This is a genomic window from Pararhodobacter oceanensis (assembly GCF_003076755.1).
GTDB lineage: Bacteria > Pseudomonadota > Alphaproteobacteria > Rhodobacterales > Rhodobacteraceae > Pararhodobacter > Pararhodobacter oceanensis.
Window position 1 is genome coordinate 293493 of the sequence record NZ_QDKM01000001.1, and the last position, 15639, is coordinate 309131.

General features: G+C 63.1%; 13 protein-coding genes. 2 read left to right on the forward strand and 11 right to left on the reverse strand.

The genetic code is table 11. From position 1 onward, the window contains the following. Window positions 1-11: 11 nt before the first annotated feature. The 11 genes from DDE20_RS01290 to DDE20_RS01340 form a co-directional block, all read right to left on the reverse strand. Window positions 12-989, reverse strand: coding sequence for an ABC transporter ATP-binding protein (locus tag DDE20_RS01290; protein WP_116556633.1), 978 nt, complete (start codon window positions 987-989; stop codon window positions 12-14). Beyond that, the gene (locus DDE20_RS01295; RefSeq protein ID WP_116556634.1) at window positions 986-2002 is read right to left on the reverse strand and encodes an ABC transporter ATP-binding protein; all 1017 of its coding nucleotides are present in this window, start codon (window positions 2000-2002) and stop codon (window positions 986-988) included. Before DDE20_RS01295 ends, DDE20_RS01290 begins: the two co-directional genes overlap by 4 nt. Then, on the reverse strand, window positions 1999-2850 hold the full coding sequence (locus DDE20_RS01300) for an ABC transporter permease (protein ID WP_116556635.1): 852 nt from the start codon (window positions 2848-2850) through the stop codon (window positions 1999-2001). Before DDE20_RS01300 ends, DDE20_RS01295 begins: the two co-directional genes overlap by 4 nt. Further along, complete coding sequence (locus DDE20_RS01305; RefSeq protein WP_116556636.1) at window positions 2847-3812, reverse strand: ABC transporter permease; 966 nt, start codon at window positions 3810-3812, stop codon at window positions 2847-2849. Before DDE20_RS01305 ends, DDE20_RS01300 begins: the two co-directional genes overlap by 4 nt. A gap of 68 nt (window positions 3813-3880) precedes the next feature. Beyond that, window positions 3881-5500, reverse strand: a complete 1620-nt coding sequence (locus tag DDE20_RS01310; protein WP_116556637.1) for an ABC transporter substrate-binding protein — start codon at window positions 5498-5500, stop codon at window positions 3881-3883. Window positions 5501-5837: 337 nt separating this feature from the next. After that, window positions 5838-7160: an amidase gene (locus DDE20_RS01315; protein ID WP_116556638.1), complete on the reverse strand. Its 1323-nt coding sequence runs from the start codon at window positions 7158-7160 to the stop codon at window positions 5838-5840. Then, window positions 7157-8089 (reverse strand): polysaccharide deacetylase family protein, encoded by a 933-nt coding sequence (locus DDE20_RS01320; protein ID WP_116556639.1) that lies wholly within the window; start codon window positions 8087-8089, stop codon window positions 7157-7159. The genes DDE20_RS01315 and DDE20_RS01320 overlap by 4 nt, the downstream gene beginning before the upstream one ends. Next, window positions 8086-9015: a polysaccharide deacetylase family protein gene (locus DDE20_RS01325; RefSeq protein WP_116556640.1), complete on the reverse strand. Its 930-nt coding sequence runs from the start codon at window positions 9013-9015 to the stop codon at window positions 8086-8088. The genes DDE20_RS01320 and DDE20_RS01325 overlap by 4 nt, the downstream gene beginning before the upstream one ends. After that, entirely contained in the window at window positions 9012-9680 is a 669-nt protein-coding gene (locus DDE20_RS01330; protein WP_116556641.1) for an isochorismatase family protein, read from the reverse strand. Before DDE20_RS01330 ends, DDE20_RS01325 begins: the two co-directional genes overlap by 4 nt. Continuing rightward, entirely contained in the window at window positions 9677-10429 is a 753-nt protein-coding gene (locus DDE20_RS01335) for a VOC family protein (protein WP_116556642.1), read from the reverse strand. The genes DDE20_RS01330 and DDE20_RS01335 overlap by 4 nt, the downstream gene beginning before the upstream one ends. A 12-nt stretch (window positions 10430-10441) precedes the next feature. Next, window positions 10442-12721, reverse strand: coding sequence for a molybdopterin-dependent oxidoreductase (locus tag DDE20_RS01340; RefSeq protein WP_116556643.1), 2280 nt, complete (start codon window positions 12719-12721; stop codon window positions 10442-10444). Window positions 12722-12927: 206 nt separating this feature from the next. Here DDE20_RS01340 and DDE20_RS01345 point away from each other — a divergent pair, with 206 nt between their 5' ends. Together DDE20_RS01345 and DDE20_RS01350 are read left to right on the forward strand one after the other, a co-directional pair. Continuing rightward, complete coding sequence (locus DDE20_RS01345; RefSeq protein ID WP_116556644.1) at window positions 12928-13842, forward strand: LysR substrate-binding domain-containing protein; 915 nt, start codon at window positions 12928-12930, stop codon at window positions 13840-13842. Between the two features lie 46 nt (window positions 13843-13888). After that, window positions 13889-15220 (forward strand): NAD(P)/FAD-dependent oxidoreductase, encoded by a 1332-nt coding sequence (locus DDE20_RS01350; protein ID WP_116556645.1) that lies wholly within the window; start codon window positions 13889-13891, stop codon window positions 15218-15220. The last annotated feature ends 419 nt before the right edge of the window (window positions 15221-15639 follow it).

Sequence of the window (15639 nt, forward strand, 5' to 3'; positions counted from 1 at the left end):
GTGGGGCGCGCTCAGCCTGCCGCTTGGGGCATATCCTCGGGGCGGATGAACTCTTCGGCGAAATGGCAGGCGACCTGCAATCCGTTACCGAGATCGCGCAGGTGCGGGACGTCCGCGGCGCAGCGCTCGCGCGTATGCGGGCAGCGGGTGCGGAAGGCGCAGCCCGAGGGCGGGTTGACCGGTGAGGGCACATCGCCTTCCAAAAGCGCTGCCTCTTCGCCGAGCGCCTCATCCCCCGGGATCGCCGCGACCAGCGCGCGCGTATAGGGGTGCAGATGACGGTGAAACACCTCCTCGGCGGGGCCGATTTCGACGATCCGCCCGAGATACATCACCGCGATACGGTGCGAGACATAGCGCACCACCGAGAGGTCATGGCTGATGAAGAGATAGGTGAGATCCAGCTCTTTTTGCAGCGATATGAAGAGGTTAAGAACCTGCGCCTGCACCGAGACATCGAGTGCCGAGACCGCCTCGTCACAGACCAGAAGCGCGGGGTTGAGCGCTAAGGCCCGCGCGATGCTGACCCGCTGGCGCTGGCCGCCGGAGAGTTCATGCGGGAACCGTGGCAGGTGATAGTCCGAGAGGCCGACCTTCTGCGCCAGTTCGGCCACCTGCGCGCGGCGCTCGGCTGCCGTGCCGGTGCCATGGACGCGCAGCGGTTCCTCGATGATCCGCGCGACGCTTAAGCGTGGGTTGAGCGCGCCGCTGGGGTCTTGGAACACCATCTGCACCGCCTGCGCCCGCGCGATGCGCATGGCGCGCGATTTGCCGGGGGTGACGCCCGCGACCTCAAGCGTGCCGCTGGTTGGCGCATCCAGCCCGACGACGCATTTGGCGAGGCTGGATTTACCGCAGCCGGATTCGCCGACCAGACCGAGGGTCTCGCCCCGCGCGATGCTCAGGCTGACGCCGTCAACGGCGCGCAACTGGCCGCGGGCGGTGTTGTGGTAAAGCCGCAGATCTTCGGTGCGCAGAACTTGGGTCATGACGGCATTCCAACGGGGGCAGAAAGGGGTGTCGAGGCGGGCATCGGGTGCAGACAGCGCAATTCATGGCTGCCGGTGGTCGGCAAGAGATGCGGGCGCGAGGCGCGGCAGTCGTCTTGCGCATTCGGGCAGCGCGGGGCGAAGACGCAGCCTTTGGGGCGCGCCTCGGGGGATGGCACGGAGCCGGAGATTTCGACCAGCTTTTGTGCGTCCACCGCAAAGCTGCCCGAGGGGCGCGCGGCGATCAAGCCGACGGTATAGGGGTGACGGGGCGAGCCGAGCACCTCGGCAACGGTGCCGGTTTCGACCACCGAGCCCGCATACATCACCACGATACGGTCGGCGACCTGGCGGACCACGCCGAGGTCATGGGTGATCAGCAACAGGCCGAGATTGGCCTCGCGCTGCAACTGTTTGATCAGCCGCAAGACCTGCGCTTGCACGGTGACATCGAGCGCGGTGGTCGGCTCATCAGCGATCAGCAGTTTCGGATCGCAGGCCAGCGCCATGGCGATCACCACCCGCTGGCGCATGCCGCCGGACATGCGGTGCGGGTATTCGTTGAAACGTGCGGCGGGATCGGGGATGCGCACGAGGGCCAGAAGTTCAACGGCGCGGGCGGCGGCCTCGCGTTTGCTCATTTTGCGGTGGGTGCGCAGGACTTCGACAAGCTGCGCGCCGACGGTCATCACCGGATTGAGCGCGGTCAGCGGCTCTTGGTAGATCATCGCCATTTTATCGCCACGCAGGGAACGGATACGCTCTTCCGGCAGTTTGGTGAGTTCCTCGCCGTCCAATTGGATACTGCCCGAGGTGACCGAGAGGTTGCCCGCCAAGAGCCGCATGATTGCCAGCGCGGTCAGCGATTTGCCGCAACCGGATTCGCCGACCAGACCGACGGTCTCACCGGCGGCGATGGCAAAGCTGAGGTCCTCGACAATTGGCACGGTGCGCGAGACCGAGACCTTGAGGCGATCGACCTCCAAGAGGGGCGCGGGGGCGTTCGTGGTCATGATTTGCGCTCCTTGAGACGGGGGTTGAGCACATCGTTGAGCGCATCGCCGATCAGGTTCAGCGCCAGCACGGTCAGCACCAGCGCCACGGCGGGAAAAGCGGTCATATACCAGCCCGAGCGCAGCTCAGGCCGGCCGGTGCTGAGGATCGTGCCCCAGCTCATCACATTCGGATCGCCAAGGCCGAGGAAGGCCAGCGAGGCCTCGGTGATGATCGCGGTGGCGACCAGAACCGACGACGACACGATGATCGGCGCAAGGCAATTGGGCAGGATCTGGCCAAAGATGATGCGCAGGTCCGACATGCCGATGATCTTGCAGCTTTGCACGAAATCATAGGTCCGCAGGCGCAGGAAATCGGCGCGCACCAGCCGCGCGATCATCGGCCATGAGACCACGGCAATGGCAATGATGATCGTTGAGAGCGAGGCGCCGACGACGCCGACAATGGCGATGGCGGCCAGAAACGAGGGGATGGTCTGCATCGCATCGGTCAGGCGCATCAGCACATCATCGAGCCAGCCGCCGTAATAGCCGGCGATAGCGCCGACCAGCGTGCCGATGACCAAGGAGACCAGCGCCGCCGCCGCCCCCACCGCCAGCGACACCCGCGCGCCGTAAAACAACGCCGCCACCATGTCGCGGCCCAGAGCATCGGTGCCCAATGGAAACGCCGGATCGACCCCCGGCCATGTGCGCGGACGTCCGCCGAGCACCCATGGCCCCTCGGGGAAAATGAACCCCGCGCTGGCCGACATCAGCACCACCAAAGCGATGATCAAGAGCCCGACCAGCCCGCTGGGATGGCGCAACAGGCGGCGAAAGACGGAATGTCCTGAGGTGCTCATTTGATTTCCACCCTCGGGTCGAGGACCATGTAAAGCAGGTCGATGATGAAATTGACCACCACCACACTGAGCGAAGAGACAAAGAGCACGCCCAAGAGCAGGTTGGTGTCGCGCTGGAACACCGCGTCAAAGGCGGTGCGGCCCATACCGTTGAGGCCAAAGATCGTCTCGATCAGCACCGCGCCGCCGACCAGCGCGCTGACTTGCAGACCGGCCATGGTGACCAGCGGCAAAAGCGCGTTGCGCAGCGCATGGACATAGATCACCCGTCGCTCGGTCAGGCCTTTGCCGCGGGCGGTGCGGATGTAATCGAGGGTCAGCACTTCGAGCATCGCGGCGCGGCCGATGCGGCCATAGATCGCGATAAAGAAGGTGCAAAGCGCGGTCACCGGCATTGCCAGATGCCATGCGACATCGCGGATATACTCCCAGCCCGTATAGCCCGAGGCGATGGTTGCGAAACCGGCAATCGGAAAGACATTCATCTTGATCGAGAAGATCAGGATCAGGATCACTGCGATGATGAAATTCGGCGTGGCGTAGAACAGCAGCATCAGGATCGAGATGCCCAAATCGACGGGCTTGCCGGAAAACCGCGCCGCCATCACGCCCAAAAGCGTGCCCACGACCATCGAGATCGACACCGAGGTGACCACGAGGATCGCCGTCACTGGCCAGCGTTTGACCAGAATATCCAGCACCGGCGCGTTGTTGAACGGCGAATAGCCCAGATCCAGCGTGGCCAGACGGGCGATATAATACATCAGTTGCACCGGCACCGGCTGGTCGAGCCCGTAGCGCGCGCGCAGATTGGCCATTTGCTCGGCGGTCAGATCAGAGGTGCCGGCCAGCGTGTCGACAAAGTCACCGGGGGCCATTTTGATCAGGAAGAAACTGCCGATCACCACCAGCAGCATCACCAGAATGGCTTGGCTCAAGCGGCGTAGAATATAGCGTAGCATGGCGCGAGACGGGACCTTGCGAGGCCCCGTCTGCGGTGTTTGCTCCGGCAAAGAGGGTGCCGGGGTGGTCATTCTTCGATCCATAGCCGGGTGAACCCGCCCAAGACGCCAAGCGCATCGACAGTATGGTCATGCACCCGCGTGCTGGCGATATTGGCGCCGTGGATATTGGTGATCGGCATCACCGGCAGGTCGCGCATGACGATGCGCTGGAACTCGGCGTATTGATCGCGGCGCGCCTGCGGGTCGGTCTCGACCTGCGCGGCCTCCAAGAGCGCGTCGACCTCGGGGTTCATGTAATGCGCGCCATTGGTGAAGGCCGAGCCGGGGCGGTAGCTTTCGGACCAGTAGAAACGCTGGGTGCCGATGGTCGGATCAACCCCGAGGTTGACCGTATAGAGCACCAGATCATGGGCGCGGTCGGTCCAGACGGTGGTGACAAACACACCGAAGTCCTGCGTGCGCACGGTCACATCAATGCCGACCTGACGCAATTGCTCGCGGACATAGGCCGAGGCGGTGATCGATTCCGTGCCCCAAGGCGAGGGATCGAGCATCAATTCGAACCGCGTGCCATTGTCGCCGCGCGGATAACCCGCCTCGTCCAAGAGTTCATTGGCGCGGTCGAGATCATAGGGATATTCCGGCACGCCCTCGGTGGTGTAATATTCCACCTGATCGACATGCAGCGGGGTTTTGCCCGCCGTGCCCAGCCCATACCAGACGTTCTGGGTGATCCACTCGGGGTCGATCGCATGGGCGATGGCGTGGCGCACCATGACATTGGCAAGGATCGGATTGTCGAGGTTGAAATCCATCTGCTGGGCGCTTGGCATGCCCTCAAAACCGCGGGTGTCCATGGTGAAATCGGGCTGTTCATCCAGCCGCACGATGTCCTGCGCGGGGATCATATTGAGGAACACCGCATCCGCCTGCCCGCTTTCCAGCATCGCCGCGCGGGTGGCGCTATCGGGGACATATTGGATCACCATGCGGTCAAGGAGCGGATAGCCCTCTTCCCAGTAATCGGGGTTTTTGACCAGCACGACATAAGAGCCGATCTCGTATTCCGCCAGTTTGAACGGGCCGGTGCCGATGGGCGCGGTATTCGCCGGATTGTCCAGAATATCCGTGCCCTCATAGATATGCGCGGGCAGGATCGGGCTTTCGCGGCTATCGAGGGCGCGCATCATTGCCGGATTTGGGGTTTCCAGCACGAAAATCGCGGTCAGATCATCGGGGGTTTCCACCGCCAGCAGATCACCGAAGGTGGTGCGCCCGCGTCCGTGGTGGACCTTGAGCACCTCCATGAAGGTGAAGGCGACGTCATGCGCGGTGAAGGGCTCGCCGTCATGCCAGGTCACGCCCTCGCGCAGGTTGAAGGTGATGCGCAAACCGTCGTCGGACATTTGCCAGTCGGTGGCGAGCTGCGGTTTGGCGACCATGCCGAAGTCATAGGCCAAGAGCCCGTCGAACATTTTCGGACCGAGGAAGGTTTCGGGGCCAGCGGTGGAGATCGCCGAGTTCAACACGCTGGGCGCGGGCCATGCGGGTGTGCGCAGGGTGCCACCGGCGCGGGGCTCTTGCGCCCAGAGTTTGCCGGGCATGGCGATCAGCGGCAGTGCGGTGCTGGCAGCCAGACCGGCGAGGAATGAGCGTCGTCCGACAGTGGGGAATTTCTGGGTCATGATCGACCTCCGAGTTGGATCGCGCGCAGGGCGCTGATGGGATGGACTAGGTCTCGACTTTGGCGGGTCTTGGCGGTGCGAGGGCGCAACGGAGGTTTGGCAATACCGGCGACGTCTGACGTCCGGGGCTTGTTAACCATGCGATGGGCCTTGCTCCTCCCACTCTTCTATGTCGGACATTGTAGGCACAGGACATCGGGTCCGGTCAATAATTTTTCCTGCCAAACGTGCAAAAAACCCTTTATTTACTGCACAAATATTCATCAACCTGCCTCATGCGCGCCAGAGCGTGCATTTTATTATGTCGGACACTTTCAGCGGTATGGCGCGCCGGCAATTAGGCGACCGGAGCGCCATCCAAGAGGCTGCCGATTCGGGCGGCCAGGGCGATGATCTTGCGGTCGCTAAAGCGCGGGCCGGTCAATGTGACGCCGATGGGCAAGCCCGCGTCGCCGGTCAGACCGGGGATATTGACGCAGGGCATATGCAACAGCGTCCAGATCCGGTTGAAAGTGGCGGCGCCGGTGTTGTCGGGGCCAAGCGGTGCGACCCCGGCGGTGCTGGGGGTCAGGACGGCGTCAAAAGGTTCGGCAAGGGTCTCGAATTCGGCACGGCAGCGGGCGGCGAGGTCTTGCGCCGCGATCAGGTCTTTGCGGGTCTGGCCCGCCTCATTGCGCAGGATCGCGTGCATTTCGGGGTAGAGTGCGGCGCCGAATTTGCGGTGTTCGGCCAGAAAGGCGCTGCGCATTTCGCTTTGCATGATCACCTTATGCGCGTCGGGAAGCCCGTCAAATGCGGGCGGCAGGTCAAGGGTTTCGACGGTCACGCCTGCCGCTTTCAGCGCGGCGGTCGCGGCTTTGAGTGCCGCGCGTCCGGCATCCTCGATCTGCGGCCAGGCGGGGGTGCGGCAGACGGCGATGCGCAACCCGTTGAGCGCGGGAATATCGGGGGTCTGGTCGTCGAAAATGCCGAAGACCTCGGCCAGCAGGTCGAGATCGGCGGCGGAGCGGCCATACCAGCCGAGCGTGTCGAAACTGGCGGCGCAGGTTTTGAAACCTTCATGCGAGACCGCGTTCCAAGTTGGTTTGAGCGCCCAGACCCCGCAGTAAGACGCGGGCCGGATCACCGAGCCGCCGGTCTGGGTGCCGATCGACAAGGGCACCTGCCCGTCGGCCACCGCCGCCCCCGATCCGCTGGAGGATCCGCCCGGCGTGCGGGCGGGATCATGCGGGTTGGTGGTGGCGGCGCGACGCCCGTTAACCGCGAATTCCACGGTGTCGTTCTTGCCGATGATCAAAGCGCCTGCGCCGCGCAGGAGGGCCACGCAAGAGGCGTCGATATTGGGGAAATGCCCTTGGAAATGCGGCGAGTTGAACTGGGTCGGCATGTCCTTGGTGTAGAGGATATCCTTGATCCCCACCGGCACCCCGTGCAGCGGACCGCGTTGATTTGTGGGGATTTTGTCGGCCTCCTCGGCCATTTTGAGCGCCCGCGCGGCATCGAACCATGACCATGCGCGCACCGTGGCGTCGCGGGCGCTGATCCGGTCGATGATGGCCTCCATCAGGTCGCGCGCGGTGATCTGCCCCGAGGCGATCTGTGCCGCCGCGTCGCTGGCGCTCAGCCAGTTCAGCCCCTGCCCTGCCCCTGCGATGGTCATGGCGCTTGCATCTCCAACCAGTCGTTGCGGAGCTCCTCGCCGGTCGCCGCGGTGACGCCTTCGGTGGCGGTGATGCGTGCGAGCAAACGGTCGAGCGCACGGATGCGGCTCGGTTGCGCGATGATCCATGGCGAGAGCGAGAGCGACAGCACCCGTGCGCCACGGGTTTTCGCCTCGGCGAGCAGCGCGTCGAAGGCGGCGTTGATCTGCCATTCGTAATCGGCAATCGGCATATTCTGGGTGAAGAGGATTTTATGATCCGACAGGTCCCACGACAGCGGCATCTGGGTGAGTTCACCCGCCGAGGTGCGGAACGCATAGGGCATATCGTCGTTGATCCAGTCGGCTATATATTTGCCGCCCTGCGCCGCCACCAGATCGGGGGTCTGGGTCGATTGCGAATGCGCAGGCGAGTGCCAGCCGGTGACGCTTTGGCCGGTGAGTTTGCGCAGGGTGCCGAACGCCTCGGCCACCAGCGCGGCCTCACTCGCGGGGTCCAGATCGCCGTGGTGCAGTTTGCCCATATCGACGCCCGAGGCCGCCACGTCCCAATTGCGGCGCAGGATTTCCTGCAGCAGATAGGGGTAGCGCGCGGCAACTGCGGAATTCATCGCGGCGGTCGCGCGGATGTTGTATTTATCGAGCACCTTAAACAGCCGGAACGCGCCGACGCGGTTGCCGTAGTCGCGGGTCGAATAGTCCCAGACGCTGGGATAGGGGCGGTCCATACCACCGGGTGCGACAAAGGGTTTGGCGGGCATATCCATCGGGAACTGCTCGAATTTCACCGTCACCCAGAGTTTGAGCTTAGACCCATCACGCCAATCCACCTGCGGCAAATCACGCAGATAGCGTCGCTCGAACCGGTCGTGATCCAGCCCCTTTTTGCGGTGCGGATAGTCGAAATATTCTTTTGTGATCACAGTCATGCCCCGACCTCCGCGTTGAAGGGTTTCATCCAATCGGTGAACTGATCGTAGTGATGGGCCTCGAAATGCGCGGCAATCTCGCGGCCCGTGGCCAGCCAGACATCGTCATGTTTGGTGACATAGGCCAGTGCCTCGTCAAGGATCGAGAGGCGGTGCGGCTGGCCGATCAAATAGGGGTGCAGTGGGATGCACATGACGGTGCCGCTGTCGGCGCCTTCCTCATAGAGCTGATCGAAGTGATCCTTGATGATTTGCAAGTAGTTACGCGGCGAGATGTTCTTGAAATTCAACACCGGCACATCGTTGCATTCCATCATATAGGGCACCGAGACCAGACGGTTTTCCGAGCGGGTGCGCACCGGCATCGGCTGGTCGTCATGGAACAGATCAAGGGTGTATTTGATCCCCTCTTCGGCCAGCAGATCCTGCGTGGTCTCGCCGTTCGAGATCGCTGGCGAGAGCCAGCCGTCGAGGCGCTGCCCCGAGGCGCGCAGGATGGTGTCGCGGCAATCGCGGATGATCTCGCGCTGTTGGTCCTCGGTCATGTTGTAGAGGTAGCGGGTGTTGTAGACGCCGTGGCTGAACAGCTCCCATTCCAGCTCGCAACAGCGCTCGATGATCTCGGGGAAATGGTCGCAGACCGCGACGTTCAGCGACACCGAGCCGCGCACGCCGTATTTCGCCATCACATCGGCCATGCGGTGAAAGCCGACGCGGTTGCCGTAGTCACGCATGGAATAGTTGATGATGTCGGGCTCGGGGCGATACCAGACTTCGCGGGTCGGGCTGGGCGGAGGCGCAAGTTCGTAGAACTCGATGTTCGGCGCCACCCAGAATGCAACGCGGGCGCCACCGGGCCAAGTGATCTTTGGGCGATTTTGATAGGGCGCGTAATCGTAGCTTTTGGGATCGGAGAGACGGGTCATGCGGGCTTCCTTTCGGAGAGATCGGCAAGCACTTCATCCACGGGTTTCACGTCCCCGTATTTGAAGGCGATATCGTAGAGGCTGGCGTAATGTGCCGATTCCTCGCGGTCAGTGACGCATTCTTCGGGGACAATCACGCGGTAGCCGTAGGACATTGCGTCGACAATCGTGCCGCGCACGCAGCCCGAAGTGGCGCCGCCGGTGACGATCACGGTGTCGATATGGTGCCAGTTGAGATAGCTCAGAAGGTGGGTCTCGAAGAACGCCGAAGCCATGCGTTTGTGCAGCTTGAGGTCGCTGTCATCGACGGTGACGCGGGGGTCGATTTCGGCCTGCGGGCTGTCGTGGCCGACCTTATGGATCGACATTTCGTTGTCGGAGAGTTTGCTCCACCAACCGGCATCGACGCCCGAGGGCAGATAGGCGACATAGGTCCAGATCACCGGCATATTGAGCGCGCGGACCGTCTCGGCCAGCGTGTTGATCGCCTCGAACTGGCGGGGATGGCCGGTATAAGCGGAGGCGAAGGCCTCGGTATCGGTGTAGCGGCGCTGCACATCGACATTCAGCAGTGCCACCCGCTGCCCCATGCCGCGCGGTGGCACGCGGGGGGCGGCCTGCCATTCATGGTAAATCTGTTTCGCGGTTTTGTCGGTGGGGATCATTGCGCGGCCCCGGCGAATGTCATTGGCGCGTTATGCGCGAGTGTCAGGTCGAGCACCTGCCCGGCGGTGCCGCCTTTGAGCGTGACGCTGGCAATACCGCCACCGGGGCGGGAGTTGGGGGCGTCGAGGGGGAGGATTTCAACGTGGCAATCGTCGAAATGCACGTGGATGCCCTTGGAGGTGGCGACGTCCTTGCCGCCGATGGCGACCAGCGTATCGGCGACGCGGCGCGGATCGGCAGTGGTGAGGGTCACGCTTTCGATGCCACTGGCGCCATTGCCGTGATCCGAGGGGCCAGGGATGCGGTGGCTGCGGCCTGTCACATCCGAGACCAGAAACGGCAGTGCCACATCGCCGCCCGCGCCGCGACCGGTCATCAACAAATCAAGCGCCCATTTTTCGCCGCTGGCCACCACATTCGACACCGGCACCGGCCCGCGCACGGGGAAGCCTTTGGCGCTGAGCGCCTGCCCGACCGCGCCCGCGTCCGCCACGGTAAAGGAGTAATCCGCCCAGCCCTCGCCCGCGTCGAGCACCTCGCCCAGACGGTGGCCGCTCTGGCCCTCGGCGCTGGTGAAAGCGGTGAGCAGGATGTAGCTGCCGTCATGGAAAGAGACGAATTTGAACTTGGTCGATCCATGGCTGGTGTCGGCGCGGTCGAGCACGGTGAACCCCAGCGCCTGATAATCGCGGGCGGCGGCGTCAAGGTCATTCACCAATAGGACGAAATGATCGAAAATAATGCTCATGGGTGACGTCCTTCAGGTTGAATTGGTCGTGAATTCGGGCGGGTGGTTGACCCGCAGATCGGGGAGCGGCGCGTCATAGCGCGCGATCTCTACGAGGCAGGATTGCGCGGCACAGCCTTGGCCCAGTTCCGAGGTGCCGATATCGCGGGTCAGCACATTCGGGTTGCTGCCGCGGTCGATCAAACCGTCGGGGTCATAGGTCGAACCGGTGGGCAGAAGCACCACGCCTTGCAACACCGCGTCGTCGATTTTGGCGACGGCAAAACAGGCGCCGCGGGCGTTGAATACACGCAGGGTGTCGCCGTCTTTGATACCGCGCGCGGCGGCGTCATCGGGGTGCAGGGTCAGGCGCTCACGGTCATGGATTTTCGCCGCGCGGACATAGGCGGAACTGTCCATCTGGCCGTGCAACTTGCGCTCGGGCTGCGGGGTGAGGAGATGCAGCGGATAGGTCTGGGTCTCGGGCGCGCCGAGCCATTCCTCGGGGTCAAGCCACACGGGATGCCCCGCCTGCCCCGGCTCATCGGCGATACCGTGGTTGAAAAGTTCGATCTTTCCCGAAGCGGTGGTCAGTGCCTTGCCCTCGGGGTCGGCGCGGTAGTCAGCAAAGAGCACGAAGTCTTCCGAGGGCGTGGGCATTTTGAAATAGCCGTCGTCCCAGAAGTCTCTGAATTCCGGCGGGTTGATGCCGCGCGCGGCGAGTTTGCCGCTGATCTCCTGCCATGCGAATTGCAGCCAATCAGCCTCGGAGCGGCCTTCGGTGAAGGCGTCGCGACCGCCGAGGCGTTCGGCGAGATCGGCGAAAATTGTGTAATCGTTGCGCGCCTCGCCCGCGGGTTCGACAAGTTTGCGCATCGCCAGAAGAAAGCGGTCGCGCGAGGCGCCGCCGATGTCGTCACGCTCGAGCGAGACGGTGGCGGGCAGCACGATATCGGCGTGGCGGGCGGTGGCGGTCCAGAAGCACTCATTGACCACAACGGTCTGCGGCTGGCGGAAGGCGTCGCGCAGGCGGTTGAGGTCTTGGTGGTGGTGGAACGGATTGCCGCCCGCCCAATAGACCAGCTTGATATCGGGATAGATCCGGTCCTCTCCGGCATAGCGGTAGGGCGCACCGGGGTTGAGCAGCATATCGGCAATCCGCGCCACGGGGATCGCAGCGCCGGTCCGGTTGCTCAGAGTCGGCAGGCCAAAAAGTGGCGTCCGGAAATTGGGGTTGCCCATGCCGTTGGACGAGCCATAGCCGAAGGTAAAGCCACCGCCGGGCAGGCCGATCTGACCGAGCGCTGCCGCTAGGCCGATGGCCGCCCAATAGGGTTGCTCACCGTGGCGGGCGCGTTGCAGGCTCCAGTTCAGGCTGAGCATGACGCGTTTGCCGGGCAGGCTTGCGGCCAATTCGCGGATCTGCGCGGCGGGGATGCCGGTGATACCCTCGGCCCAGTCCGGTGTTTTCGGAGTGCCGTCGCTGCGGCCCATCAGATAGTCGAAATAGCGGTCGGCGCCGTGGGTATAGCGATCGAGAAACGCCTGATCCGCCTGCCCCGTCTCGACGATCACTTGGGTCAGCGCAAGCATGAGCGCGGTGTCGGTGCCGGGGCGGATCGGCAGCCAGTCGACGCCGAAGTGATCCTCGATATCCTTGCGCCAGGGCGAGACGTTGATCGTATGGACGCGCTCGGTGATCCCCGCCATGAAGCTGTCGAACTTGTGCTCGCCGACGCCGCCTGCTTGGATCTCGAAATTCTTGGCCGGAATGCCGCCGAAAGCCAGAAACACATCGCAATGCTTGCGCACGGTCTCAAGGCTGGTGACGGTGGCGCCGATGGCGTCATTGACGCCCAAGACGCGCGGCAGGAAGGCCATCGCGGCGCCGTAGCTGTAATTGGTTTCCTGATCGGTAAAGCCGCCGATGGAGGCAAAGAACCGCCGCACCAAGGTGCGCGCGTGATGCAGGCGACCGGCGCTGGACCAGCCGTAAGAGCCTGCAAACAAAGCCTGATTGCCGTAAGTCTCGCGGATGCGGGAGATTTCAACGGCGACAAGATGGAGCGCCTCGGGCCAGTCGACCTCGACATAACTGTCCTGCCCGCGGCCTGCGCCCTTGTCGCCCTCAAGCCAGCCTTTGCGCACTGATGGCCGCGCCACCCGTAGGTCCGAGGCGATCATTTCCGGCCATGCGTCATTCAACGGGCTGGGCCTTGGATCATGCTCGAAGGGGGTGATCCGCTTCAACGCGCCGCCCTCGATTTCGGCGCGGAAGGCACCCCAATGAGACGCATTGAGCGGTAGTTTCATACTGGCATTCCCCGATTGCAGAGGCCGATTGACAGGAACGCTAGATCATAACATTTGATGCGTCAAGATAGTTATTGACGGCACATATGTTATGTTAGTAGCAGTAAGGAGAGCGCGCCGCTGTCTTGTCTCCCCTCCCTGTCGGGCAGTGGGCGCCGCTCGACTTATCGTGGTGGCCAGATCAGTAGCGGCAAAAGGTATCGGTAATGAAACGGTTTAATATCAGACAGATAGAAGCCTTCCGCGCGGTGATCACGCTGGGCAATATGACCAAGGCCGCCGAGCTTTTGGGGGTCTCGCAACCCGCGGTCAGCCGGTTGATGGCAGATTTTCAGGACGCGGTCGGGTTCAAACTGTTTCGCCGTCAAAAGGGTGGCGCCGAGCCGACCGAGGATGCGCGGCGGCTGTTTGAACAGGTCGACAGGCTGTTTGTCGGGCTGGAGGAATTGAACCAAGAGGTGCAGGCGATCCGCAGCGTCACCAGCGGCTCGATTTCGATTGCCGCGATGGGGCTTTACGCGAATGGCGTGCTGCCCGATATCATCGCGCGGTTCCGCCAGCGCTATCCCGATATCGCGATCTCTCTCGACGGGCGGTCGCAGGACCGGATCCTGGAATGGGTGACCTCGCGCCGCGCGGATATCGGGGTGGTGACGCTGCCGCTTGCCACTGCGACGGTCGATGTGCGCGCCCTGATCACCCGTCCGGCGCTGTGTGTGTTTCCCGCGGATCATGCCTTTGCCGAACGCAAGGAGATCCACGCGCAGGATCTGGCCGAGCAGCCCTTTGTCAGTTTTCCGCGCGGCACGCCGTTTCGTTTTGAGGTCGATACGCTGTTCGACAAGGCCGGGATCGAGCGCCAGATGCTGACCGAGGCCACCACCCATGAGGCGGTGTGCAATCTGGTTGCTGCCGGTCTTGGTGTGTCGATTGTCAGCCCCTTCTCTCCGCATCTGCGCCGTGATCCGGCGCTGGTTTTTCGCCCCTTCTTGCCCGCGATCCCGATCACCATCGGGATGATTGCCGATGAGGCCAGCCTCTCGGTCGCGGCGCAGGCCTTCCATCAATTTGTCCTTGACGAGGTCGAGGCCGCGAAACCGGTGCCGACGCGCGGCGATTGATACATTCAGGGCGCCTGTGCGGCGCCGCAAACGATCAGGATTGAACATGAATATCACCCCTCAACCGACCCAGAGTTTCGATGTCGTGCCGCCGCAAACCGAGGTGGTGATTGTCGGCGGCGGCATCATCGGCGCCTGCACGGCGCTGGAACTGGCCAAACGCGGCATTCCGGTGGTGCTCTGTGAAAAGGGCTCGGTCGGTGAGGAGCAATCAAGCCGCAACTGGGGCTGGGTGCGCAAGATGGGCCGCGATGTGCGCGAAATGCCGATGATGATCCACGCGATGAAACTCTGGGATGAATTGCCCGGTGTGATCGGCGCCGACCCCGGTTTCCGGCGCCGCGGGATCACCTATTATTGCGACGAAGAGCAGCATATGGCGAAATATGAGGCGTGGTTAAAGGCGATGGAGCCTTATGATCTCGACACGCATTTTGTCGGCCGCGAGCGCGCCAATGAGTTGGCCACGGGCAACACGCGTAATTTTGCCGGCGGGTTGCACACGCCGTCCGATGGCTATGCCGAGCCGCATCTGGCGACGCGGATGATCATTGAAGGCGCGCGCAAACTCGGTGCGGTGATCGTCGAGGGCTGCGCGGTGCGCGGGTTCGAGACGTCAGGCGGGCGGGTCTCGGAGGCGGTGACCGAGAAGGGCCGGATCAAGTGTAATTCGGTGGTTCTGGCCGGTGGCATCTGGTCGAGCCTGTTTGCGCGCAACCAGAACGCCAAGATCCCGCAGCTGAAAATGCTCAGCCAGACCATGCGCACGCGGCCCATCGAGGGTGGCCCCGAGGGCTGTGGCTCGGGCAACGGATTTGGTTACCGCAAGCGCAATGACGGCGGCTATAATGTCGGCATGCGCTCGGCCCATGCGGTGGATATTGTGCCCGACAGTTTTCGCTATTTCCGCGATTACCTGCCGGCGATGAAGAACGAATGGCGGGCGATGAAATTCCGCGTCGGCAAGCGCACATGGGAAGAGACGATGATGCTGGGCGGCTGGCAGCTGGACGAGCGCACGCCCTTCGAGAAATACCGGATCATGCGGCCGGTGCCGGGGCATAAGATCCTCGATCAGGCGACGATCAACATCAAGAAACTGTTCCCGCAGTTTCGCGATATGGTGGTGAACGAGCGGATGAGCGCGTGGATTGATGTGACGCCGGATGCGATCCCGGCGATCTCGGCGATTGATGCGACGCCGGGGTTTTATGTGTCGACGGGGTTCTCGGGGCACGGGTTCGGGATTGCGCCCTCGGCGGGGCAGTTGATGGCGGAACTGGTGACCGGCGAGACGCCGCATGTCGATCCGGCGCCGTTCCGGCACAGCCGGTTTATTGACGGGTCCGAGATCGTGCATTGGCCGATCGGGTTTTGAGTTGTGTGGTTGGGTGGCGACAAGGAGAGGGGGGCTTCTGCCTCCCTTTTGCTTGCGTGGCTCTGTGGGGGACAGAGCGCATCGCCAGACCGCGGGGTGGCGATCCGAACGCAAAGCAGCGCGGTTTATGGTTGCAAAATCCGGTCGAGGGTTGAGCGGCGCGTCTCGGGCAGCCAAATCGCCAGCCCTGCGGGCGGTCCCCGCTCTCGGTGATTATTCTTTAAATAATCACCTGCCGCGTCGACGGGACGATGCGCGGCGGCTAACGCCTTGATTCCGCGCGGGGGCAACCAACCATCCGCACGCCGCAACATCCAACACAACGGAGCGTAGCGCCAGCCCGTCGGGGCGGCCCACGGTCTCGGCGATTGTTCTTTCAATAGTCACATGCCGCGTCAGTGGGACGATGCACGGCGGCT

What these genes read in the sequence shown, in the direction of transcription:
- DDE20_RS01290 (WP_116556633.1), bottom strand. Translation starts at nt 989, where the DNA reads ATGACCCAAGTTCTGCGCACCGAAGATCTGCGGCTTTACCACAACACC.
- DDE20_RS01295 (WP_116556634.1), bottom strand. Translation starts at nt 2,002, where the DNA reads ATGACCACGAACGCCCCCGCGCCCCTCTTGGAGGTCGATCGCCTCAAG.
- DDE20_RS01300 (WP_116556635.1), bottom strand. Translation starts at nt 2,850, where the DNA reads ATGAGCACCTCAGGACATTCCGTCTTTCGCCGCCTGTTGCGCCATCCC.
- DDE20_RS01305 (WP_116556636.1), bottom strand. Translation starts at nt 3,812, where the DNA reads ATGCTACGCTATATTCTACGCCGCTTGAGCCAAGCCATTCTGGTGATG.
- DDE20_RS01310 (WP_116556637.1), bottom strand. Translation starts at nt 5,500, where the DNA reads ATGACCCAGAAATTCCCCACTGTCGGACGACGCTCATTCCTCGCCGGT.
- DDE20_RS01315 (WP_116556638.1), bottom strand. Translation starts at nt 7,160, where the DNA reads ATGACCATCGCAGGGGCAGGGCAGGGGCTGAACTGGCTGAGCGCCAGC.
- DDE20_RS01320 (WP_116556639.1), bottom strand. Translation starts at nt 8,089, where the DNA reads ATGACTGTGATCACAAAAGAATATTTCGACTATCCGCACCGCAAAAAG.
- DDE20_RS01325 (WP_116556640.1), bottom strand. Translation starts at nt 9,015, where the DNA reads ATGACCCGTCTCTCCGATCCCAAAAGCTACGATTACGCGCCCTATCAA.
- DDE20_RS01330 (WP_116556641.1), bottom strand. Translation starts at nt 9,680, where the DNA reads ATGATCCCCACCGACAAAACCGCGAAACAGATTTACCATGAATGGCAG.
- DDE20_RS01335 (WP_116556642.1), bottom strand. Translation starts at nt 10,429, where the DNA reads ATGAGCATTATTTTCGATCATTTCGTCCTATTGGTGAATGACCTTGAC.
- DDE20_RS01340 (WP_116556643.1), bottom strand. Translation starts at nt 12,721, where the DNA reads ATGAAACTACCGCTCAATGCGTCTCATTGGGGTGCCTTCCGCGCCGAA.
- DDE20_RS01345 (WP_116556644.1), top strand. Translation starts at nt 12,928, where the DNA reads ATGAAACGGTTTAATATCAGACAGATAGAAGCCTTCCGCGCGGTGATC.
- DDE20_RS01350 (WP_116556645.1), top strand. Translation starts at nt 13,889, where the DNA reads ATGAATATCACCCCTCAACCGACCCAGAGTTTCGATGTCGTGCCGCCG.